This is a genomic window from Mangrovibacter sp. MFB070, from assembly GCF_000705335.1.
Taxonomy (GTDB): Bacteria; Pseudomonadota; Gammaproteobacteria; order Enterobacterales; family Enterobacteriaceae; genus Mangrovibacter; species Mangrovibacter plantisponsor.
Genome location: NZ_JJMI01000010.1, coordinates 1 through 21755 on the forward strand (window position 1 = coordinate 1; position 21755 = coordinate 21755).

The 21755-nt window shown below is 50.1% G+C and carries 20 protein-coding genes; 12 read left to right on the forward strand and 8 right to left on the reverse strand.

Features of this window, described 5'->3' with window-relative positions:
- From fumA to DT73_RS03850, 3 genes are all read left to right on the forward strand, one after another.
- Positions 1 to 1543, forward strand: a 1543-nt coding sequence (gene fumA, locus DT73_RS03840; protein WP_036104206.1) for a class I fumarate hydratase FumA, incomplete at its 5' end; no start/stop codon positions are given.
- 461 nt (positions 1544 to 2004) lie between these two features.
- The gene (locus DT73_RS03845; protein ID WP_036104522.1) at positions 2005 to 2811 is read left to right on the forward strand and encodes a hypothetical protein; all 807 of its coding nucleotides are present in this window, start codon (positions 2005 to 2007) and stop codon (positions 2809 to 2811) included.
- A 23-nt stretch (positions 2812 to 2834) separates the two neighbouring features.
- Positions 2835 to 3776 carry a sensor domain-containing diguanylate cyclase gene (locus DT73_RS03850; protein WP_036104209.1) on the forward strand — a complete coding sequence of 314 codons (942 nt, stop codon included), beginning with the start codon at positions 2835 to 2837 and terminating at the stop codon, positions 3774 to 3776.
- Between the two features lie 256 nt (positions 3777 to 4032).
- Here the strand turns inward: DT73_RS03850 and DT73_RS03855 are convergent, their stop codons facing one another.
- The 7 genes from DT73_RS03855 to DT73_RS03885 all read right to left on the reverse strand — a co-directional run bounded on the left by DT73_RS03855 (position 4033) and on the right by DT73_RS03885 (position 10937).
- The gene (locus DT73_RS03855) at positions 4033 to 5244 is read right to left on the reverse strand and encodes a Bcr/CflA family multidrug efflux MFS transporter (protein WP_051691264.1); all 1212 of its coding nucleotides are present in this window, start codon (positions 5242 to 5244) and stop codon (positions 4033 to 4035) included.
- A gap of 271 nt (positions 5245 to 5515) precedes the next feature.
- Positions 5516 to 6034 carry a hypothetical protein gene (locus tag DT73_RS25070; protein ID WP_051691265.1) on the reverse strand — a complete coding sequence of 173 codons (519 nt, stop codon included), beginning with the start codon at positions 6032 to 6034 and terminating at the stop codon, positions 5516 to 5518.
- Between the two features lie 134 nt (positions 6035 to 6168).
- Positions 6169 to 6786, reverse strand: coding sequence for a LysE family translocator (locus DT73_RS03865; protein ID WP_036104212.1), 618 nt, complete (start codon positions 6784 to 6786; stop codon positions 6169 to 6171).
- Positions 6787 to 6882: 96 nt separating this feature from the next.
- Positions 6883 to 7614, reverse strand: coding sequence for a class II aldolase and adducin N-terminal domain-containing protein (locus tag DT73_RS03870; protein ID WP_036104215.1), 732 nt, complete (start codon positions 7612 to 7614; stop codon positions 6883 to 6885).
- A 42-nt stretch (positions 7615 to 7656) separates the two neighbouring features.
- Positions 7657 to 8493 (reverse strand): ABC transporter substrate-binding protein, encoded by an 837-nt coding sequence (locus tag DT73_RS03875; protein ID WP_036104218.1) that lies wholly within the window; start codon positions 8491 to 8493, stop codon positions 7657 to 7659.
- 21 nt (positions 8494 to 8514) lie between these two features.
- Positions 8515 to 9387, reverse strand: coding sequence for a phytanoyl-CoA dioxygenase family protein (locus DT73_RS03880; RefSeq protein ID WP_036104221.1), 873 nt, complete (start codon positions 9385 to 9387; stop codon positions 8515 to 8517).
- A gap of 29 nt (positions 9388 to 9416) precedes the next feature.
- Positions 9417 to 10937, reverse strand: a complete 1521-nt coding sequence (locus DT73_RS03885) for an amino acid ABC transporter permease/ATP-binding protein (protein ID WP_036104225.1) — start codon at positions 10935 to 10937, stop codon at positions 9417 to 9419.
- Between the two features lie 515 nt (positions 10938 to 11452).
- On the opposite strand from DT73_RS03885, the gene DT73_RS03890 reads away from it, so the two are divergent.
- The 9 genes from DT73_RS03890 (at position 11453) to DT73_RS03930 (ending at position 20255) form a co-directional block, all read left to right on the forward strand.
- On the forward strand, positions 11453 to 12373 hold the full coding sequence (locus DT73_RS03890; protein WP_036104226.1) for a LysR substrate-binding domain-containing protein: 921 nt from the start codon (positions 11453 to 11455) through the stop codon (positions 12371 to 12373).
- 178 nt (positions 12374 to 12551) lie between these two features.
- The gene (locus DT73_RS03895) at positions 12552 to 13820 is read left to right on the forward strand and encodes an NAD(P)/FAD-dependent oxidoreductase (protein WP_036104229.1); all 1269 of its coding nucleotides are present in this window, start codon (positions 12552 to 12554) and stop codon (positions 13818 to 13820) included.
- Positions 13821 to 13853: 33 nt separating this feature from the next.
- The gene (locus DT73_RS03900) at positions 13854 to 14288 is read left to right on the forward strand and encodes a RidA family protein (protein WP_036104232.1); all 435 of its coding nucleotides are present in this window, start codon (positions 13854 to 13856) and stop codon (positions 14286 to 14288) included.
- Positions 14285 to 14959, forward strand: a complete 675-nt coding sequence (locus tag DT73_RS03905) for a DUF1028 domain-containing protein (protein ID WP_036104235.1) — start codon at positions 14285 to 14287, stop codon at positions 14957 to 14959. The genes DT73_RS03900 and DT73_RS03905 overlap by 4 nt, the downstream gene beginning before the upstream one ends.
- A complete protein-coding gene (argE, locus tag DT73_RS03910; RefSeq protein ID WP_036104238.1) occupies positions 14952 to 16115 on the forward strand; it encodes an acetylornithine deacetylase in 1164 nt (387 codons plus the stop codon). Before DT73_RS03905 ends, argE begins: the two co-directional genes overlap by 8 nt.
- A 123-nt stretch (positions 16116 to 16238) precedes the next feature.
- Positions 16239 to 17195, forward strand: coding sequence for a Gfo/Idh/MocA family protein (locus DT73_RS03915; protein ID WP_036104241.1), 957 nt, complete (start codon positions 16239 to 16241; stop codon positions 17193 to 17195).
- An 86-nt stretch (positions 17196 to 17281) separates the two neighbouring features.
- Positions 17282 to 17863: a TetR/AcrR family transcriptional regulator gene (locus tag DT73_RS03920; protein WP_036104243.1), complete on the forward strand. Its 582-nt coding sequence runs from the start codon at positions 17282 to 17284 to the stop codon at positions 17861 to 17863.
- A 202-nt stretch (positions 17864 to 18065) separates the two neighbouring features.
- The gene (locus DT73_RS03925) at positions 18066 to 18935 is read left to right on the forward strand and encodes an arginase family protein (protein ID WP_036104246.1); all 870 of its coding nucleotides are present in this window, start codon (positions 18066 to 18068) and stop codon (positions 18933 to 18935) included.
- A 411-nt stretch (positions 18936 to 19346) separates the two neighbouring features.
- Entirely contained in the window at positions 19347 to 20255 is a 909-nt protein-coding gene (locus tag DT73_RS03930) for a DMT family transporter (RefSeq protein WP_036104248.1), read from the forward strand.
- Positions 20256 to 20354: 99 nt separating this feature from the next.
- Here the strand turns inward: DT73_RS03930 and DT73_RS03935 are convergent, their stop codons facing one another.
- Entirely contained in the window at positions 20355 to 21755 is a 1401-nt protein-coding gene (locus DT73_RS03935; RefSeq protein WP_036104250.1) for an efflux transporter outer membrane subunit, read from the reverse strand.

A 21755-nucleotide genomic window follows, 5' to 3' on the forward strand; every position in this document is an offset into this window, starting at 1 on the left:
GGGCGAAAGCGTCCTGAAGGTGGACCCGAAAGCCCTGACCCTGCTGGCTCAGCACGCATTCCGCGATGCCGCTTTCCTGCTGCGCCCGTCGCACCAGAAACAGGTGGCCGCCATTCTCAGCGACCCGCAGGCCAGTGAAAACGACAAATATGTGGCGCTGCAGTTCCTGCGTAACTCAGAAATCGCTGCCCGTGGCGTGCTGCCCACCTGCCAGGATACCGGCACCGCCATCATCATGGGGAAAAAAGGCCAGCGCGTCTGGACCGGCGGCGGCGATGAAGCGGCCCTGGCTCAGGGGGTGTACAACACCTACACCGAAGAAAACCTGCGTTATTCCCAGAACGCCCCGCTGGATATGTACAAAGAAGTCAACACCGGCACCAACCTGCCTGCCCAGATTGACCTCTACAGCGTGGATGGCGACGAATACAAATTCCTGTGCATCGCCAAAGGCGGCGGTTCAGCCAACAAAACCTATCTGTACCAGGAAACCAAGGCACTTATCACTCCGGCCAAACTGAAAAATTACCTGGTGGAGAAAATGCGTACCCTGGGTACGGCTGCCTGCCCGCCATACCATATCGCATTTGTGATTGGTGGCACTTCGGCTGAAAGCACCCTGAAAACCGTGAAGCTGGCGTCCACCCGCTATTACGACGGGCTGCCCACAGAAGGCAACGAACACGGCCAGGCGTTCCGCGATGTACAACTGGAACAGGAACTGATGACCGAAGCGCAGAACCTGGGCCTTGGCGCACAGTTCGGCGGGAAATACTTTGCCCATGATATCCGGGTTATCCGCCTGCCACGCCATGGGGCATCCTGCCCGGTTGGTATGGGTGTGTCCTGCTCCGCTGACCGTAACGTGAAAGCGAAAATCAACCGCGAAGGCATCTGGATTGAGAAGCTGGAAGATAACCCCGGCCAGTACATTCCGGCAGAGCTGCGTGGCGAAAATGAAGGCGAAGTGGTGAAAGTGGACCTGAACCGCCCGATGAGTGAAATCCTGCAACAGTTGTCGCAGTTCCCGGTTTCCACCCGGCTTTCCCTGAACGGCACCATCATTGTCGGGCGTGACATTGCCCATGCCAAACTGAAAGAGCTGCTGGACAGCGGTGAAGAACTGCCGCAGTACATCAAGGACCACCCGATTTATTACGCCGGGCCGGCCAAGACACCGGAAGGGTATGCCTCCGGCTCGCTGGGCCCAACCACTGCCGGGCGTATGGACTCCTATGTGGATTTACTGCAGTCCCACGGTGGCAGCATGATTATGCTGGCGAAAGGTAACCGCAGCCAGCAGGTAACGGATGCCTGTAAGAAACACGGTGGCTTCTACCTGGGCAGCATTGGTGGCCCGGCTGCGGTGCTGGCGCAACAGAGTATCAAGAGCCTGGAGTGCGTGGCTTACCCGGAACTGGGTATGGAAGCTATCTGGAAAATCGAAGTGGAAGATTTCCCGGCGTTTATCCTGGTGGACGACAAAGGTAACGACTTCTTCCAGCAGATCACCAGCAAATGCAATAACTGTGGAATGAAGTAACCCACAGGGCAAAGCGTTCATGGCTCACTACGGTGAGCCATAATATTGATGAAAAAGCAGGAAAAAACGTGGTTTTTCCTGCTTTTTAGTTTGCGGATGAAAATCAACCATTTGATTTTCCTTGTTTTTTATTAGGTGGCATCCTGTCGTTCTGTGCGGGCATGAGGTTTGCCATCAGCCTCGTGGCTCACTACGGTGAGCCATATTTTTGGGGAAAACAGGCAAGGCAAATCTGCGAGAAGGTTATTTCACTGCGCGTTATCAGGCAAACCACAAGACGTACTAACGCCTTTATTTTTCTCAATATTTAACACTATTCACCCATCCTGCCTATGGCTCTACTATTTCCGCCACGGCATAATTTCCTTCACGCCACCTGACAATACTAATAACAGGCTGGAACACGCTTTGCCTGCTCACTAATTCACCTGCTACATCAGCAATAATGGATGACACAAACCATGTCTGACGCACACTTCGCTCCGCCCTTGTTTATTCAGGAAAAAAATGAAGAAGACATCAATCTCGCTCTGACTCCCTGGTTTTGTAACACGCCCAATGGGCCAGTCTGGGTTGCCGAACCCGCTCCCGAAATAGTGCGAGTGGAAGCTGCGCCTGATAACCCCGCAACTGCCATTGGCACACCTTATGTGGTGGCGGATATTGTGAAAGTGACGCCAAACCCACCCTGGGGCACAGAAACACAGTTAGGATTTAGTGCAGCAGAAGTGGTCTTTGAGCCTTTCTGGGCTACCCCGGCGATTGCTGCAGCATTTGGTGCGACGCTGATTCAACCAGGGCAAGCGATTCAGGTTTCCAGCCCGGTAAGCCCATTGCAATATGTAGAATATGATTACGGTGTATTTGCCGGCCACTGGTCACCGTATCAGGGCACAGGGAATACCTTACTCACTGTTTCCTGTACCGACCTTGAACACCATGATTTTCCCCATGTCTTTGCCTCTACGGACCCGCGACAACCGCTGGTGGTTTCAGTAGGCCGTTACTGGCCTGAACAATCTATTATCCGTGTCGCAGACCTGTGGGTAAAACAGGGCGACGCATTGTATATTCCCCCCAAACCGGCACTGCCGAATCAGGTTTGTCTTGATTTGCATAATAACCGTAACTCGGCACTGGCATGCTGGGGTAATATTCAGCAAAACAGCATAACAACTCACACGCTATTACAACAAAACAACGGGTACTTCTACTGGTACTGGAACGCTCTGGCAACAGTACACAGTCGTCCGGTAATGCCCGGTTAATTTATTTTTTTGGAGAGTGTTTTATGGCAGACATCAGTGAACTCACCAGCGATAACGCAGTATATAAAACGTTACTGGAATCGACTCTGGCTATCCCGTGGAAAATAGACTGGTCAACCATGTCATTTGCCTACATTGGCCCACAAATTGAGCCGCTGTTAGGCTGGGAACAAGCCAGTTGGGTTTCAGCTGAAGACTGGGCGATGCGTATTCACCCTGAAGACCGGGAGCGCGTGGTCAACTTCTGCATTGCCCAGTCTCAGGCTGGCGTGGATCATGAAGCTGATTACCGGGCACTGACAAAAGATAACGGATACGTGTGGATCCGCGATGTTGTGCATGTGGTGCGCAAGGAAAATGGCGATCCAGACAGCCTGATTGGCTTTATGTTTGATATCAGTGAACGGAAGAAAACAGAAGAAAAGCTCATCGCGCTGCAAAAAGAGCTCGAAGCCTTATCTTACAAAGACGGCCTTACTGGTATTGCCAACCGCCGCCGCTTTGACGCCACGCTCGCCGTGGAGCTGGAAAGCGCCCGCCGCAGCAAAGCGCCTTTGTCACTGCTGATGATGGATATCGACTTCTTCAAACAATTTAATGATATGTACGGCCACATTCAGGGAGACCAGTGTTTGATCCGTGTAGCGCAAACCCTGAGCCTTGCCCTTGAAGGCCCGCGAGACCTGGTTGCCCGCTATGGCGGTGAAGAGTTTATTATTATTCTGCCTGGCGCTGATGCTGTTATGGCAGGCAATATTGCAGAGCGCTGCCAACGGCTTATCGCTAAACAGGCCATTGAACATAAAGGTTCACCACACCAGGAGCTTGTTACCACCAGCATTGGTTGCCTCACTGCTATGCCAGATGAATCATTAAAACCAACAGAGTTCCTGCGCAAGGTGGACCAGTTACTCTACAAGGCCAAACAAAATGGCCGTAACTGTATTGAAAAACAGTCGCTGTAACTCATGAAGGCCACACTATGTGGCCTTGAGTCGGAAGACAAACCTCATGTCCGCACAGAGCGAGAGGATGTCACCCAATAAAAAACCAGGAAAATCAATTTATTGATTTTCGCCCGCTAACTAAAAAGAAGGAAAAACCACGCTTTTTCCTTCTTTTTCATCAATCTGAAGGCCACACTATGTGGCCTTTTGGCATTAACGGCGAGCAGGCTGCTCGCCTTTTTTCTGACCAGCATGCCCTGTGCGTAATTGCCACTCAGGCAGCCGTACGTTTTGCCTTTGCAGGTAATACCACCAGAAAACTGGCAAGGGTGAACAAGGCAATAATCCAGGCCATTGTCCAGGGTGTGCCATCGCGGAAGAAAGCCAGTAACAGTGATGAAATAATACCGCTGCCATATTGCAACGCCCCAATCAAAGCAGAGGCGGCACCAGCGATATGTGGCACTTCATCCAGCGCAGCCGCTGTGGATGTTGCCGCGATTATCCCGTTCATAGAAAAGAAGATAAAAACGGTAATCACAATACTGGCTACCCCGCCAATATTCAGCTTTACCAACACAGACAGCGCGATTGTCGCGATCACTGCAATTACACTGGCTCCTTTCAACAGGCTCTCCAGAGAATGGCGGACAACCAGGCGGCGGTTCACCACGCTCATGGCCATAACACCCAGAATGTTCACCGCAAACAACCAACCATAGTGCTGTGGGTCAATGCCAAAGTAATGGATATAAACAAAGGGTGAACCGGTAATAAACGCGTAAGCCGCCACGTAATAAAAGGTAAGGCTCAGGGTATAACGCATAAAAGCGGTGTTTTTCAGTAACGAGAAGTAGTTATGAAAAGCATTCCCCAAAGAAGCCCGGGTGCGTTTTTCCGGACTGAGGGTTTCAGGCAACCACACCAGTGAAACGAACATCACCCCACCAATCACCGCAAGTAGCCAAAAAATGGAATGCCAGGTACTAAAACGGATAATTTGACCACCCAGTAAGGGTCCGGCAATAGGTGCTACAGCCATGACCAGCACCAGTGTCGATAACATTTGAGCGGCCTGGGTTCGGGTAAACAAATCACGAATCATAGCCCGGGCCAGCATCGGGCCGGTACAGGCTCCCAGCGCCTGAAAAACACGCCAGAACACAATCTGGGTAATATTTTCCGACATAGCACAACCGACGGAACCCACAGCGAACAGCACCATACCAATAAACAACGGCAGGCGGCGCCCGAAATGATCGCTAATTGGCCCCCAGATCAGTTGTGCGATAGTAAAGCCCACTAAAAAGCCGGTTACAGTAAGTTCAGCATCACCCTGTAAGTCCCGCGCCATTTGAGGCATTGCAGGCAGGTAAATATCGGTTGAAAGCGAAGTAAAAGCCATTAATGCGCCAAGAATGGCAATAAAGGCGACGGGTGTTTTTGCGGGGGAAGCAGTGCCCACCACAGGTTTTGCATTCATCATTATCTCTGTTTTATTTTCAATAAGCAGGTGATGCCCCGGGCCTGCAACAATAATAAACGGGCACAGCGCTATTGTACGTATTCATCCCTGGTGGATAATCCAGGGAAATCAGCATGTGATTATGAATTTAAATCATTAATCTGGCTGCCGAAGGGAGTGAATGGTTAACAGAAAACGCCCGTAGCCAGTGACGGCACCAGACAGGGCGTTGCCCTTTGGCTCTGGAGAAAGAGGAAAAAACACAGAAGAAAGGAATGGTATGCTACAACGACTAACTGAACCATGCAGACACCCCGGCGACAACGGCCAGGGAAGCAGGAACAATAGTTAGTATCAGCACCGTTTGTTTGTGTATAGCCTTATGTAACATACCCGAAAACTCACCACGAAAACCGTTTATTTCACCGCGCATGGCGGCCATTTCGCCACGCAACTCACCCATTTCGCCACGCAACTCACCCATTTCGCCACGCAATTCCTCACGCAGCTCACCCATTTCACCGCGCAACTCCTCACGCAGCTCACCCATTTCAGCACGTAACTCACCACGCAACTCACCCATTTCAGCACGTAACTCACCACGCAACTCGGTAATATCAGATTTAGTAGCAAACTGTTCAGAGCGTGTGGTTAATGCTGCAAGGTTTACACGGATATCGGCGACATCAACTTCGAGCTTCCCCACCCGCAGGCCGAGATTCTGCAAAAAATAATCCCGTGAGCCCTGATGTGGGTAGTGATTTTTGACACGACAGACACGCACACTGGTGATTTTGGGCGTAATACTCATACGTTATGTTTCCTTACCTGAACACACTCTTCCTGTTAAAAGGAATTATCCCCTGTTTCTTGACAGGGGAAAATAGTGCTTCGAATAACACTGCAATTCTCATCGCAGAAAAAACACGCAAGAATGAAACAGTTTCAGGAAGATGCAGCGAGACGCGCAGCAAACAGCAAAAACAAACCACCGGTAATGCGGTTAAGCCAGCGAGCCACAACGGGCTTTTTCAGGATATGGGCCACACGGCGTGATGCATTAATAAGCGTGAGTGACCAGAGTGTCCCCAACACCACATGAATGGATACCAGCAAGAAAGTCCACTCTACCGGATTGTGCCCCGCCGGGATAAATTGTGGCAAAAAAGAGACATAAAACACACCGACTTTAGGATTCAACACGTTGCCCAGCATCCCACGGATAAACCAGTTACTGTGCCGGGCTGTTCCCTCACCTTCGTTTAATTGAGGCGTTACAGGAGTACGTAACATATGAAAAGCGAGCCAGCATAAATACACCGCACCGGCCCACTTCAACAGCATATAAGCCAGTTCAGAAACAGCCAGTAATGCCGCCAGGCCAAATGCGACCATCGCGCCCCAGATAAAGCACCCAGTATTAATCCCCAGCGCGGCCATAAACGCTTTCCGGCCACCTTCAAGGGTTGCAGTGCGTAAAATCAATGCGGTATCAAGACCTGGCGTGATTGTCAAAAGTGAGGCTGCAAGGGAATAGGCAAGAAGGGAATCAGTGACCGTCATTTTCGAGCTCCGAAAGAGTGGAAATTACATAAATCCCCCCGTACAGACAAGCTCTTTATACAAAAAAATCTCACGCCCTTCCATGGGCCGCGATAATCAATCAAGCAAAGATGGGTCCTGGCGAATCATCAGTTGTTTCATTTCTTCAAAATGCTGGCGTGAAAAATCGGCAATTTTCTCCCAGTCTTGTGCTGTCTTTTCCGCAACTTCATCAGCAAGTACGCGCAGCGGTTGCCCGGTGGACCAGGCAGTAACCAAAATCTGGCAGGCCCGCTCAAGTGTCCAGATATCATCAAATGCTTCGCCAATATCCGGCGCCGTCACCAGAACGCCATGGTTGCCCATCATCAGGCGTTTGTTACCTGCCAAAAGCCCGGCCAGGCGTGCGCCTTCCTGTACTGTATCAGCCATGCCACCATACAGTGAATCGAAAGAAACACGGTTAAAGTAACGCGCCGTATTCTGATCGATTGGCGGAATATGCGGGTGCGCCTGGCAGGCAACACTGGTGGTGTAGACCGGGTGTAGATGCAATACCACTTTGACATCAGGCAAACGCTGGTGAATTTGCCCATGAATAGCCCACGCCGTTGCATCCACATCCTCACGCTGTGCCGCTTGCGGATCATCAGCATGTAATAACAGCAAATCACTGGCCCGAATGCGGGAAAAATGCATCCACTTCGGGTTCAGTAAAAACTGTTTTCCATCTGGCGATAACGCCGCACTGAAGTGATTGGCAACCGCTTCATGCATACCTTCATGCGCAATAATGCGGAATGTGGCAGCCAGGTCGATACGCGTTTGTTCTTCATGAGAAAGCGCCATAAATTACCTCACCTTACAGGAAACGAAGAAAACCGGGAGCTGTTATTGAGCCTGCGGCATCAAGGTTTTCAGGTCTGCTTGCGTGGGAGCCTGGAAATTATATTTTTTGAGCAATGCAGCGTACTCCGGTGTTTTTTGATATGCCGCCAGCGCTTTTTCCAGCGCCTGCTTAACCTCTGTGTTGCCTTTCTTCACCCCAAAACCATTGAGCACCGGATAAATCAGGGTATCAGAGGAGATAACAATACGATTACCCAATTTGGCCGTAACACCACGGGCCACAGCCGCATCTGTTATCTGCGCCTCAACTGCATGAGATAATAACGCCTGAGTGGTTTGTGGATCGGTGGTGAATTCGCTCAGCGCAATAGGTTTCAGCCCTTTTTTCACGCAATAGTCGTCAGACAGCTTATGTAACTGCTGGAGCCAGGAAGTGGCTCCCATTGAACCAATTTTGTGGCCACAAAAATCCTCAGGCTTTTTAGGCTGATAATTGCTGCCTTTCAATGCAAGGATGGACTCACCACTTTTAAGATAAGGCACCATGTCAATAACTTTCAGGCGTTCAGCAGTGATATACATTGACGAGTTGGTGATATCAAAACGCCCTCCCTGTAAACCGGGGATCAGGTTAGGGAAACGGGTATCCAGGTTTTCAGCCTTGCGCCCCATCACTTTCGCCAGGCCATTAAGAAATTCAATATCAAACCCGGCCGGATGGTTATTTTCCATGTATTCATAGGGGTAAAACGTCATGTCGGAACCCGCAATAATTTTCCCTGGCTGCATAAATGCCAGTGAACTGAATGACGCCATAGCGGTGGCCGCGCCAACCAGGCATAAAACAACAGGGCGAAGCGAAGTGCGTAGCTGTTTCATAAAACCTCCAAAGATAAAATATCAGGCACTGGCAAGATCGTTTCCGGCCTGTTGAACAAAAAAGGATGCGCCACGGGGTTTTTGCGGCAAACGTAACTGGTTGTCTGTACTGCGAATCAGGCCGCTTTCTTCACCCGCAACCAGTGTGCCGGTATGAATACTGGGTAACGGGTTTTCGCCATAAGGCAACGCATCTTCAGCGGCGTATACCGTAATGAATAACGTTCGCGGGTGTTCCGTTTCATTCGGGCTTGATGCATGCAGCAACCGGGTGTGCATAAAGCACACTGAGCCAGAGGGGCCAAAGCAAGCTACAGGCTCCTGGCAATGTTGTGCGACAACGGTCTCTTCCACAGCCCCGGTAAATTTTCCATTCTGCCAGTGAGACCAAAGCGGGCCATTGTGGCTGCCAGGGATCACGTTAAGCGGGCCGTTTTCTGGCGTCACATCGCTGACCATCAAAAGCGCCGTTATCAGGCTGTCATTGCTATGAGGCGTAAATAAAAAATCCTGATGCCATTTCACCTGTGTCGCAGTGTGCGGCAATTTGGAATTGATTTTGCTGTGATGAAACCGCGTGCCGTTATGGCCGATTAACTGGGCCGCAATCTCTGCCATACGTGACTTCAACGCAGTTTGCAGGTAAGACGCGGAAATCTCGGTTGGTGATGTTACCCGGCGTAAAGAAGGGTGTTCCGGGCTATGGTCACTTTCCAGGTCAAAGCGAGCTCGCCCATCCAGTGTCTCTCCCCAGGCATTATCATGATGACGGCTGTCTTCCACCCAGTTATCAAAATCTTTTTGCAATGCATTGATTTCACTGGCAGTTAATACGTTTTCGACTACCAGAAAACCTTGTTGATGAAACTGTTCAATTTGCCACTGTTCAATCACAACATGTTCCTCTCAAAATACAGGGTTCATTAAGCAAGGGAGACATCTTTCAGGAACGCACCAACACGTGGGTTCTGCCCCTCACGCAATACGGCAGGTGTGTCATCGCAAACCACACGCCCTTTCTCCATAAAGACAATTCGGTCAGAAACTTTGAACGCAAAATTCATTTCGTGGGTCACGATAACCATCGTTATCCCTTCATGGGCGAGAGCTTCAATAACCTGTAAAACTTCGTTAACCTTTTCGGGATCAAGTGCCGATGTAGGCTCATCAAACAGCATGATTTGAGGGCGCATCATCAGCGCGCGGGCAATCGCCACACGTTGTTGTTGCCCGCCAGAAAGTTGGTGAGGGTATTTCCACGCGTGTTCCAGCATGCCAACTTTATTCAGCAGTTCGCAGGCACGTTGTTTTAATTCAGATTCAGGGGCCAGGCGGTGATAACGTGGCGCCAGCAACAGGTTATTCATCACAGACAGGTGCGGAAACAGGTTAAAGCTCTGGAACACCATACCGATATTCAGGCGGTGTTCAGCATGCTCTGTAAAACGCGGTTTCTGCCGGTTACTCCGGTCAAGATGAATAAAGGGCTGGCCATTGATTTTAATTTCCCCGTTATCTATCTGTTCCAGGCCGTTCAACAGGCGAATAAGAGTGGTTTTCCCGGAGCCTGACGGGCCAATGACCGACACCACTTCACCCGGGTGAATGTTCAGGCTCACGGCCCCCAACACTTCCACATTGTTGTATGCTTTTTGCAGTTTGAATGCCTGCAAGGCGGGCCCGTCTGTTGCACTGACCGGGCGCTTTACGCTACCCGCCTGCTGTGTTGCCAGTGCCAGCATGGAGGCATCAACTTCACGGCTGGTATTGCGCTGGGTAACATCCAGGTAACGCTCCAGTTGTTTCAGCAGGAAATCAAATACCGTAACAATCAGCACATAATAAAATGCAACCGCTGCCATGGTTTCCATCACCAGGAAGTTCTGCGAATAAAGCCGCTGCCCTACCATCAGGATTTCGGTCAGGGAAATAACAGACACCAACGAACTGAGCTTAACAATCGCGATATATTCATTTGCCAGCGCGGGTAATGCCACGCGCAGTGCCTGGGGAATGACCACGCGCCATTGAATACCGGCATAACGTAACCCCAGAGCCCTTGCCGCTTCACTCTGCCCTTTCGGAATAGACAACAACCCACCACGATGAATCTCAGCCACATAAGCGGCTTCACTCAGTACCATAGCAATCAGACCAGACCAAAATGGGTCACTGAGAACCACGGAAGACCCGGGAAAAGCCTGAGGCAGGTTGTAGACAAAAATAAGCAATACCAGTAACGGCATACTGCGAAATAACCAGATATACCCCCGTGCAGGCAGGCGTAAAAATAAATGAGAGGATTGTTTCGCCAGGGCAAGAAGAAAACCAAATACAATACTTGCCCCCCAGGTCAAAAGACTGAGCTTAATAACAGTCCAGGTGGCTCGCCAAAAGTCTGCATCACTGAACAGACTCAACATGTAGTTCCAGTCAAAAGTCATGGGCTATTTCGCTCATTTAAAATAATGGAATTACGCGATACCCCATGGGCAATAATGGGGCATTTACCGTAATCAGCTTTGAATTACACTATGTCGGCACTCCTGCGATGGTGGCAACTAGTAAATTTTTTGCCTTTAACTTTAAAAAAACTATGCAGACTGGTTAACACATAGAAAACAGGCAAAATATTTACACCCACACATAATCAACAATAAAAAAACAATTACACACATAAAAAAACGCATACCCTAATTAAACATTAAAGCGCACAACCAGGGTGCAATTAATGAATCAAATAAGGGCATGCGTATTATTTTAGTGCAAAATAAAAAATAACCTTGAGAAACCACCTCCTCAATTACGTTCACCACGTAAAAAGGCCAGAGAAAGTAATGTATTCATAAGCCAGAGAATAATGGTGGCGGTATGTTCACTGGCATGATGCTTGCAAGACTGGTTAGCCTGAAACTATACCGATTAAGTCAGTAACAATATTTAATAAATGGTCCCTGCTATGACACGTTTTACACTTAAGCAACTGAAGTATTTCGTCACTGTCGTTGAGACAGAGAGCATCGCCGAAGCTTCACGACAACTACATATCGCTCAACCTTCCATTTCCATCGCGATTAAAAATCTGGAAGATACTTTCGACCAGCAACTGTTTATTCGCCACCATGCACAGGGAGTATCCCTGACTTCTGGCGGTCGCCGTTTTTATGAAAAAGCCAGAGAGTTACTCCGCCTTTCTTACGAGTTTGAGCAGAACTCCCGGGCAGATAAGGATATGGTTTCCGGTACTATTTCAGTCGGTTGTTTTGAATCTGCAGCCCCCTTGTATATGCCCAAACTGGTGGCAGGCTTCACCAAAATCTATCCGGAAATTACTATTCAGTTGTATGACGGTGAGCAACATGAATTAATGCACGGTCTGCACCGTGGGCGCTTTGACCTGGCATTTTTATATGATCTTGAATTAGGCAATACCATTCACAAAGAAGTGCTGAATGCGCCACATAAACCTTACGCTCTGCTTCCTGAGCGCCACCGGCTGGCAAACCGCAAAAGCGTTACTTTGCAGGAATTAAGCCGTGAACCCATGATTTTATTGGATGCCGTACCCAGCAAAAATTATTTCATCAACATCTTCAAAGAAAAAGGATTTAATCCGGAAGTCGCTTACAGCTCCCCATCGATTGAGATGGTTCGTTGCATGGTCGCCCAGGGGTTGGGTTTTTCCGTGCTGGTTACCCGGCCTTGCTCAGATATCACTTATGACGGAGAGCGCCTGGTACAAATGGATATTGATGATGAAATGCCAGCCTCCACGCTTATCATGGCCTGGTTACAAAATAACGAACCCACGCGCCCGGCACAGTTATTTATGGATTACTGCCGTAACGCTGAATTACAACCGGCGCCCACCAGCCACTAAATAAATGACTATTAAATAGATACGTCAGCGCTGGCGTATTTATTTACACCTGATTGCCTCATAAATTTCTATTCAGACACTCGTTTTATAATAATTTACCGTAACAGCTGAGTTACATACTCTGGTTTTTATCAACATCGGCCAGGTTGCCGATTCATGGTAATTGAAGGACCCAGAGATGACAGAAAACGTAATAACAACAGATACGCTGGTTGTAGGCGCAGGCCAGGCTGGCGTGGCAATGAGTGAACATTTAACCCGCCTGGCAATACCGCACCTGGTTGTGGAAAAAAACCGTATCGCAGAAGCCTGGCGCAGTGGGCGCTGGGATTCTCTGGTTGCCAATGGCCCCGCCTGGCATGACCGCTTCCCGGGGATGACCTTCCCCGGCAACCACCCGGACAGCTTTGTCGCTAAAGAACAAGTGGCTGACTACTTTGTCGCTTATGCCGACAAATTCAAAGCGCCCATTCGCACTGGTGTGGAAGTGTTCAGTGCCACACGCCTTAAAGGGCGCCCGGGGTTCAGGGTTGAGACATCGCAAGGCATTATTGAAGCACAGCGTATTGTCTCGGCTACCGGGCCTTTTCAGCGGCCGGTTATCCCCGCCATCGCGCCGCAAGACAGCGCACTCCTGCAACTCCACTCAGCTCAGTACCGTAACCCGGAACAACTGCCAGATGGCGGTGTGCTGGTTGTGGGAGCCGGTTCCTCCGGAGTGCAAATTGCCGATGAACTGAACCGTGCCGGGAAAAAAGTGTGGCTCTCCGTTGGCGCGCATGACCGGCCACCACGTACCTACCGTGGCCGGGATTTCGTATGGTGGCTGGGCGTGCTGGGCCTGTGGGATGCAGCAGCAAACCAGCCCGGCAAAGAGCATGTCACCATTGCGGTGAGTGGTGCCCGCGGCGGGCATACCGTCGATTTTCGCCAGCTTGCCCACCAGGGCATTACCCTGGCGGGCCAGACTGAAGGTTTTAATCAGGGTGTGGTGGCTTTCCAGGATAACCTGGCAACACATATCCGCACAGGTGACGAATCTTACCTCGCCCTGTTGGATGCCGCAGACCTGTATATTTCCCGCCACGGGCTGGACTTGCCGCCAGAACCAGAGGCCCGCTATTTCATGCCCGACCCGGATTGCATGACCCACCCGGTACGTACCCTGAATCTTCAACAAGCCGGTATCAGCACCATTATATGGGCAACAGGCTACGCCACGGATTTCAGCTGGCTCAAAGTGGGCGCCTTTAACCAACAAAACCAGCCTCAGCACCACCGGGGGGTATCCAGCGAGCCAGGCGTGTATTTCCTGGGGCTGCCCTGGTTGTCCCGTCGTGGTTCCACTTTTATTTGGGGAGTGTGGCACGATGCGAAATATATTGCCGACCAAATCGCCATTCAGCGCCAGTACCAGCACTATCGCCCGGATGATACCGAGGCCTGAGCCCCTTTACCCTTTGTGAACAGGAAAACCATCATGCCAACACATACACGCATCCGGATGTTTAACACGAAAGAAACCTACCCAAACCAGGTTTTGGATAATGACCTGTGCCAGGCAGTGCGCGCGGGCAACACCATTTATGTACGCGGCCAGGTCGGAACAGACTTTGCCGGTAACCTGGTTGGGCTGGGCGACCCGCGTGCCCAGGCTGAACAAGCGATGAAAAATGTGAAGCAATTGCTGGCAGAAGCTGGCAGTGATTTGTCACACATTGTGAAAACCACCACTTATATTACTGACCCGCGTTACCGTGAAGCCGTCTACCAGGAAGTGGGCAAATGGCTGAAAGGTGTGTTCCCGATCTCTACCGGCTTAGTGGTTGCAGGGCTTGCCCAGCCACAGTGGTTGATGGAAATAGATGTCATTGCCGTTGTTCCTGAAGATGAAATGGCACAGGAGGTGAAATGACACTCTCAATCAGCGCGCGTTGCCCGGAAACCGGGCAACTGGGCATTGCCATTAGCTCATCAAGTATTGCCGTCGGCTCTCGTTGCCCTTGGTTGTTGTCGGGCGTGGGAGCGGTATCCAGCCAAAACATTACCCTGCCCTCGCTGGGGCAACAGATACTGGCAAAACTGTCAGAAGGCCTGGCACCAGAGCAGGCCATGCGGCAAACCCTGGCTGAAGACCGCTTTCGCGAATATCGCCAGGTCGCCGTGATCGATGCCAGCGGTACAACAAGCGTATTTAGTGGCGAACAGACTTTAGGCATTCACCACACGGTTCAGGGAAACAACTGTGTTGCTGCCGGCAACTTGCTGGCCAACCCGCAGGTTATCAATGCCATGGTAGAAGCATTTGAATCCTCCACCGGGGAACTGGCCGCCCGGCTGATTACCGCGCTTCAGGCAGGTATCAACATGGGTGGCGAAGCAGGAAGTGAGCACTCAGCAGCCGTTAAAGTGGTGGATGATTACACCTGGCCGGTGGTGGATTTACGGGTGGACTGGGCAGAGCAGGCACCGGTAGAAGAATTGCTGGCGTTGTGGCAGGCCTGGGAGCCACAAATGGATGCCTACATTACCCGGGCGCTCGACCCGCGTGAAGCGCCCAGCTACGGTGTGCCTGGCGATGAGTAACCCGATGCGGGAAATTTTGTCCCAATTGCTGGCTTTCGATAGCACCAGCCGGGAATCCAACCTCGCGCTGATTGGTATGATTCGTGAGTTTTTGGTAGCTCGCGGGGTTGCGGTTCAGTTGTTCACTAATGAAAGCGGGAGCAAAGCCAACCTGTATGCACGTATCGGCCCGGACGGCCCTGGCGGTGTGATGCTTTCCGGCCATACCGATACCGTGCCGGTGGACGGGCAAAACTGGTCGGTTCCGCCATTTATGCTGACAGAACAAAATGGCCGCTACTATGGGCGTGGCAGTACCGATATGAAAGGTTTCCTCGCCTGTATGCTGGCCTCTGTTGATACCTTTTTATCTTCGCCATTACGCATGCCTTTACACCTGGCCTTTTCCTACGACGAGGAAGTTGGCTGCCTGGGCGTTCGCAGCCTGGTGGACTGGCTGCGTAATGCACAGGACCGCCCCGCAATGTGTATTATTGGCGAGCCAACAGAAATGCAGCCGGTATACGGGCACAAGGGGAAACTGGCAATGCGTTGCCAGGTTCATGGTCATGCCTGCCACTCTGCACAGGCACCCGAAGGGGTAAACGCCATTAGTTATGCCGCAAAAGTTATTGCCCACCTGGGAGAACTGGGTGAGCAACTGGCATTACACCAGGACACCCGTTTTTCCCCGGCATTCAGTACTGTGCAGGTGGGTACCATTCAGGGTGGCAGCGCGCTAAATATCGTACCGGAAAACTGCTCTTTTGATTTTGAAGTACGCTATTTGCCTGGTGTTCAGGTGCAAACCGTAGCGGAGAAACTGCAGGCATGGACCAGGCGCACGCTGGTTCCGGAAATGAAGCAGGTGGCAGGCGACAGTGAGATAACCTTTCACACCCTGAGCCATTACCCCGGCCTGCTGGCAGAGACCCAGTCTGAATTTGCCCGCCTGCTGTCTGGCTGGTGTGGCAGTGAGTCTTTCTCAACTGTCGCTTTTGGTACAGAAGCGGGTTTATTTCATGAAGTGGGTATCGCCACACTGATTTGCGGCCCGGGCAGTATGGCACAGGGCCATAAAGCCGATGAGTTTGTTGCCATTGAACAACTCGATAACTGCATGCTGATGCTGAAAAATCTGTTCGACTGGATGAAGACCCCGGACGCATCTTCTTAACCTGCACCACAAACCTGTATGACAGCTTTTGTAATTTTGCTTAAGCTGTCACATAGCTTTTCTCTTCAGACCGCTAAACTAACGCCAAATATTGTCACGCTCACTGACACAGGAGTCTGTTTCATGTCTGGTCTGGTTAACTGGGGCATTCTGGGTTACGCCCGCATCGCAAGAAATTCTCTTATTCCGGCTATCAGCCGCGCCGCTAATGCACATTTATACGGCGTAGCTTCGCGTAACAGTGCGCAACTTCCCGATGGCGAGTGGGATAAAAGCTACCCGGATTACGCCAGCCTGCTGGCCGATGAAGCAATTGATGCCGTATATATTCCCCTGCCCAATTCACTGCATAAAACCTGGGTGATACGCGCACTGGAAGCCGGGAAGCACGTTCTGTGTGAAAAACCGTTAGGCCTGACCGCCGAAGAAGGCAACGCAATGCACAAGGCCGCGCAACAACATGGTCTCATCCTGATGGAAGCCTTTATGTACCGCTACACTCACCGGATGCAGGCGGTAAAATCCGTGCTGGAGAGCGGTGTGCTCGGCGATATTCGCCATATCAATGCCACTTTCCGTTTCCTGTTAAACCGGCCTGGCACCATAAAAATGCAGCCCGCTTTAGGTGGCGGTGCCCTGTACGATGTGGGTTGTTACCCGGTGAATTTTGTCGGTATGGTCACCCAACGGGTGCCGGTTCGTTGTGAAGTATTATGTGAGATGGACAACGGTGTGGACACACAACTGTCGGCGCTTTTGCAATATGGCGACGGGCTGATAGCCAATATTCACTGCGGGTTTAACAGTTTTGGCAGCAATTTTGCCGAAATTATTGGCACTAAAGGTTTACTGCGTATTGACGACACATTCCAGGACAATGCCGGCGATATTTGGCTACATACCGACGAAGGTAGCCGCGCAATCCCTGTTGAGGAGTCTGACCGTTATCTGGCGGAAGTCAGCCAGTTTTCCGCCGCCGTACTGAAGCAGCCTGCGCACTGCCTGTCCCTGGAAGAAAGTATCCGTAACCTGCAAGTTCTGGATATGATCAGAACGAAACTCCCCACGGCAGGCAACTGAGGGTATATGGTAGCGTGCTCACTGATAGACAAAATAGTCTGAGCACGTTACCGTAATGAATGAACATTCATTTATAATCATCCCCCATGAAAGAAGCAAAACCAGACACTTACCAAAAAATTTTACGGGCCGCTTCCCGCTGCTTTTCTGAAAAAGGGTTTAACGCCACCAGTGTTGGTGACATCGCTCGTGCAGCGTCACTTAGCCAGGGTGCTATGTATGTGCACTTTCGCAACAAAGCAGACCTTATCGCCGCCATTGTTGAAACAGAAAAAGACACTGCGCTGGAGAAGTACACACAGCCATTTTCATGTGGCCCGATAGCCAGAATTTGCGAACTGATCCGCTCATGTATTAATGAAGTGGGTTACCCGGCAGACCATAAACTCTGGGTAGAAATCATTGCTGAGGCAGCCCGAAACCCGTCAGTCCGTGAAACATTTATCTCAACAGATAAAATCATGAGGACAGGAATTAAGTCACTGATAGAAAAGGGAGTTGAGCATGGTGATTTGGCAGAAGAGTTAGATTCAGAAGCCGCAACACTGGCAATCTTCGCACTTATTGATGGCTTTATTTCCCGCAAAGCGATTAACCCAGATTTTAATCTGGAACGTGATATCCCCGGTTTTGATGCCCTGATCCACCATATTCTGATGGTCAAATAACGCGATAACGGCTGCTACGATTCCCTGCAGCCAACAACCACTCCACTTTCTTTAAATTGCTACTGGACAGCAACTCCCCTTTCCGTTACGTTAATGAATGAACGTTCATTCATTAACGTAACAATACAAGCAAAAAACGCATATATAACAATAAAAACAAAAAGTTAATTGAAAGACCAAACAAACACAGGTGAGTCCACAAATGAGTAAGTCCAAAACAATACGCATAGTGATGCCGCAATGGCAGGGTGGAGATAACCCTGTTTATCATTTTGGAGCAGAGTTACTGGCATGGCTTGCCCCGAAAAATGATGACCCTGTTGTTAACATTCCAGTATTCGCGCCTGACCATGAACTTGAAGACGAACAAGGCATCATGGGCAGAAAAGAAGTTGTGGAACAACTGAAAGCAGCAGAGCGCGCAATCCAGGAACATGAACCAGAAAAAATTGTTGTACTGGGCGGAGACTGCCTGGTTGACCTGGCCCCTTTTGCCTGGCTTAGCCAGCGCTATGGTGAAAATTTCGGTATTCTGTGGGTTGATACGCACCCGGATATTATGTCACCAGAACAGTTCAGCCACTCTCACGCGCATGTACTGGGCGCACTAATGGGTTATGGCGATAAAGACCTGACTCAGGTGGTCAACGCACCGGTACCGGCAAAAAATGTCATGATAGCCGGGTTAAATGAGCCTAATGAATATGAAATCGGTTTTCTTGCTGAAAAAAATATTCAGTCTTGCTCCCCTGAAGAAATACAAAGCAATACACCCAGAATTCGTAACTGGATAAAAGAGAACAATATTACACACCTTGCCATTCACTGGGATTTAGATGTTCTTGATTATTATAAATTCCGTTCAGTTCTCTTTGCAGAGCCTAATATTGATGAAGCAGTTTGGGATGGTGTTGGTAAAGGAAAATTAACTCTTACGGATGTTGAAAACTTAATTCAGGAAGTTAACAAGCTTACTGAAATTGTTGGTATCGGTATTGCCGAACACACTCCCTGGGATGCCATAAACCTGAAAAACACATTATCCAAATTGCCTCTTTTCAGTGCAAAATAATCCCCACCTATCTAAAGCGAAGTGAGCCATCACTTCGCTTTATCCTTCCCTCTCGCAACGAAAAATAAAAAACATATATAAATTAATAAATTAACAGATAAAAACCCATCAAGAAACTCACCAAAAAAGCGCACACCACCAACCAATAACGCACCATAAAAGATCACTTAGCGCACCAATATAGACCAATATTAAACCCGCAAAACATAAACCCCTTTGAAAAATAGATAAATTTCACCTGGTACAAACATTGCATTAATAAAAATGAGAATTCAAAAAGGAATTTAATAAATAAAGCAATCTAGTTCACAAGATTAGTTTTAACGCCGGATTAACTGGCAAAAAAGCACAACAAATAACATTTCTGTCATCAGGAATGCGGGTTCACTTATCTTTTAAAAGAGAAACATTATGATTCAACAACTCGCTGGATTATTATCTGTCGCCATGTGTTTTATCCTGGTTGGTTCCAGTTACCCAATTGCACAAGAGGCAATGAATTCCATTCCGACATGGACATTCACACTCATTACTTTCATTATCGGCTTTTTATTTTTATTACCGTTATCATTGAAAAGCGAAAAGACTAACTGGTTTGCTATCAGTAAACGTGACTGGCTGATTATTTGTGTACTTTCGTTGCTCGGTGCGGTGCTTTACACAGTTTTCTTGTTGTATGGCTTGCCCTCAACCACCGCTGTTACTGCATCAGTTGTCACCAGTGCCTCTCCTGCAGTGGTACTGTTACTGTCTGTTGTCTTCTTCCGGGAAAAGCTTAAAGTTAATGCGGTTATCTCCGTCGCTCTGGCCGTTATCAGCGTCATCATTATGACACTGCCCTCTGCTCAAGGAGCCAGTGGTAACTCAATGACCGGGCTGGTTTTCCTGTGCCTTTCTACTCTGGCAAACTCACTTAATATCATTATTGCGAATAAAATGGCGCCAGGTATCAAGCCAATGACTATGGCGGCAGGCGTTTGTCTGACGGGGGCAATCTTTAGTATTCCAATGAGTGTGCATGAGCTACAGAGCTTCTCTTTAAGCCAAATTTCCGGGCACGATATGGGGATTATGGTGTATTACGGAATCTTTGTGTGGGCCCTGCCTTACTTCCTGTTTTTCAAAGGAATAAATAAAATTTCCGCCACCTCTGCGGGCATGTGTGTCGCCCTGACCCCGGTTGCATCAATGCTGTGTGCTGTTATTGGTTTTGGTCAGAGCATCAGCCATACCGACCTGATTGCTACTGCGGTGATAATTTTGTCTGTCTTTGCTTCTGAAATGACATTTAAAAAACGCGCCAATAAAGCGTTAGCCTGAAAAAAAACCGCTTCACCCGGTGGCACCCGATGGATGAAGCGGTTGCAGATTGATGAAAAAGAAGGAAAGTGCGTGGTTTTTCCTTCTTTTTAAACGGCCTTATTGTGTAGCCTGCCAACTACCGCCCAATGCGGCTATCAGCGCCACGCTGGCAACCCACTGGGTGCTTTGCAAAGACAGCAGGTTTTGCTGTTCAGACAGGCTACTGTTTTCTGTGGTGGCGACATCCAGGTAGTCAATCATGCCAGCGTCATACTGGTTGCGTGTTACCCGGGCTGATTCCTTCGCGGCGGCTGTGGCGTTCTGTTGCGCCACCACTTCCTGCTGCAATGTATTCAGTTCAACCAGGTAATCCTCAACTTCCTGCATACCTTCCAGCACGGCCTGGCGGTAGTTTGCCACGCTGGCGTCATACGCGGCTCTGGCCTGGTCTACTTGTGCCGATGTCGCGCCAAAATCCAGTAATGTGCCGCTTAACTCCGGCCCAAGGGACCAGACCCGGTAAGGTAAAGCAAACAGGTTGTGGAACACCGACGACGACGTGCCGCCGCTGGCACTCAGCGTCAGGTCTGGGAAATAGCCCGCAATCGCCACGCCCACCGAGGCATTGGCTGCTGCCACTTCCCGCTCTGCATATGCGATATCCGGGCGGCGTTGCAGTAATTGGGACGGCACCGCCTGAGGCATCGCTGGCAAAGTGGCATCCAGTTTTGCCACCGGCAGGCTGAATTCGGCTGGCGCTTTGCCCATTAATAATGCGATAGCGTGCTCAAGCTGAGCACGCTGCCACTGGTAATCCAGCGCGGAAGCCCGGGCGCTTTCTAATTGCATTTGCGCCTGCGCCAGAGTGGCGCGTGATTCCGTCCCGGCACCATATTTATTTTCGATCACAGTAAGATAGCGCTGGTAAGCAGCCACACTCTGTTGGTACAAAGCGATTTTTTCATCCATTACCCGCAACTGAAAATAATCCTGCGCCAGTTCAGACTGGGCACTGAGTGTCATGTTCGCCAGTTCGGCTGCGCTGGCCTGGGCACTTGCTTTGTTCTCTTCCAGCGTGCGGCGCAGTTTGCCCCATATATCCAGTTCCCAACTGGCGCTCAGCTCCGCCTGATGGCTGTTGCTGGCAGTACGTTGCCCGGTAGTACTGGAACGGCTGCCGCTACGGGTTGAGCTGGCATCATAGCTTACCGAAGGCAATAGCTCGGCGCGCGATTGTGCCGCCAGCGCCAGTGCTTCACGGTACTGCGCGGCATAACTGGCGATATTCTGGTTGGAGATAACCACCTGAGTCAGCAGCCCGTCCAGTACCGGGTCATGGTATACCGACCACCAGGCACCTTTGTTTTTATCATCCTGCGGCGCGGCCTGTTGCCACCCCTGCGCTTCTTTATAATGCAGCGGCATGTTGATTGCCGGGCGGTGATAATCCGGGCCCACAGCACAGCCGCTTAACACCAGCGATAACGCCAGAGCAGTGATTCGCAACGTTCTTTTCAT

Coding starts and splice junctions, on each gene's coding strand:
- DT73_RS03845 (WP_036104522.1), top strand. CDS start 2,005: ATGTCTGACGCACACTTCGCTCCGCCCTTGTTTATTCAGGAAAAAAAT.
- DT73_RS03850 (WP_036104209.1), top strand. CDS start 2,835: ATGGCAGACATCAGTGAACTCACCAGCGATAACGCAGTATATAAAACG.
- DT73_RS03855 (WP_051691264.1), bottom strand. CDS start 5,244: ATGATGAATGCAAAACCTGTGGTGGGCACTGCTTCCCCCGCAAAAACA.
- DT73_RS25070 (WP_051691265.1), bottom strand. CDS start 6,034: ATGAGTATTACGCCCAAAATCACCAGTGTGCGTGTCTGTCGTGTCAAA.
- DT73_RS03865 (WP_036104212.1), bottom strand. CDS start 6,786: ATGACGGTCACTGATTCCCTTCTTGCCTATTCCCTTGCAGCCTCACTT.
- DT73_RS03870 (WP_036104215.1), bottom strand. CDS start 7,614: ATGGCGCTTTCTCATGAAGAACAAACGCGTATCGACCTGGCTGCCACA.
- DT73_RS03875 (WP_036104218.1), bottom strand. CDS start 8,493: ATGAAACAGCTACGCACTTCGCTTCGCCCTGTTGTTTTATGCCTGGTT.
- DT73_RS03885 (WP_036104225.1), bottom strand. CDS start 10,937: ATGACTTTTGACTGGAACTACATGTTGAGTCTGTTCAGTGATGCAGAC.
- DT73_RS03890 (WP_036104226.1), top strand. CDS start 11,453: ATGACACGTTTTACACTTAAGCAACTGAAGTATTTCGTCACTGTCGTT.
- DT73_RS03895 (WP_036104229.1), top strand. CDS start 12,552: ATGACAGAAAACGTAATAACAACAGATACGCTGGTTGTAGGCGCAGGC.
- DT73_RS03900 (WP_036104232.1), top strand. CDS start 13,854: ATGCCAACACATACACGCATCCGGATGTTTAACACGAAAGAAACCTAC.
- DT73_RS03905 (WP_036104235.1), top strand. CDS start 14,285: ATGACACTCTCAATCAGCGCGCGTTGCCCGGAAACCGGGCAACTGGGC.
- argE (WP_036104238.1), top strand. CDS start 14,952: ATGAGTAACCCGATGCGGGAAATTTTGTCCCAATTGCTGGCTTTCGAT.
- DT73_RS03915 (WP_036104241.1), top strand. CDS start 16,239: ATGTCTGGTCTGGTTAACTGGGGCATTCTGGGTTACGCCCGCATCGCA.
- DT73_RS03920 (WP_036104243.1), top strand. CDS start 17,282: ATGAAAGAAGCAAAACCAGACACTTACCAAAAAATTTTACGGGCCGCT.
- DT73_RS03925 (WP_036104246.1), top strand. CDS start 18,066: ATGAGTAAGTCCAAAACAATACGCATAGTGATGCCGCAATGGCAGGGT.
- DT73_RS03930 (WP_036104248.1), top strand. CDS start 19,347: ATGATTCAACAACTCGCTGGATTATTATCTGTCGCCATGTGTTTTATC.
- DT73_RS03935 (WP_036104250.1), bottom strand. CDS start 21,755: ATGAAAAGAACGTTGCGAATCACTGCTCTGGCGTTATCGCTGGTGTTA.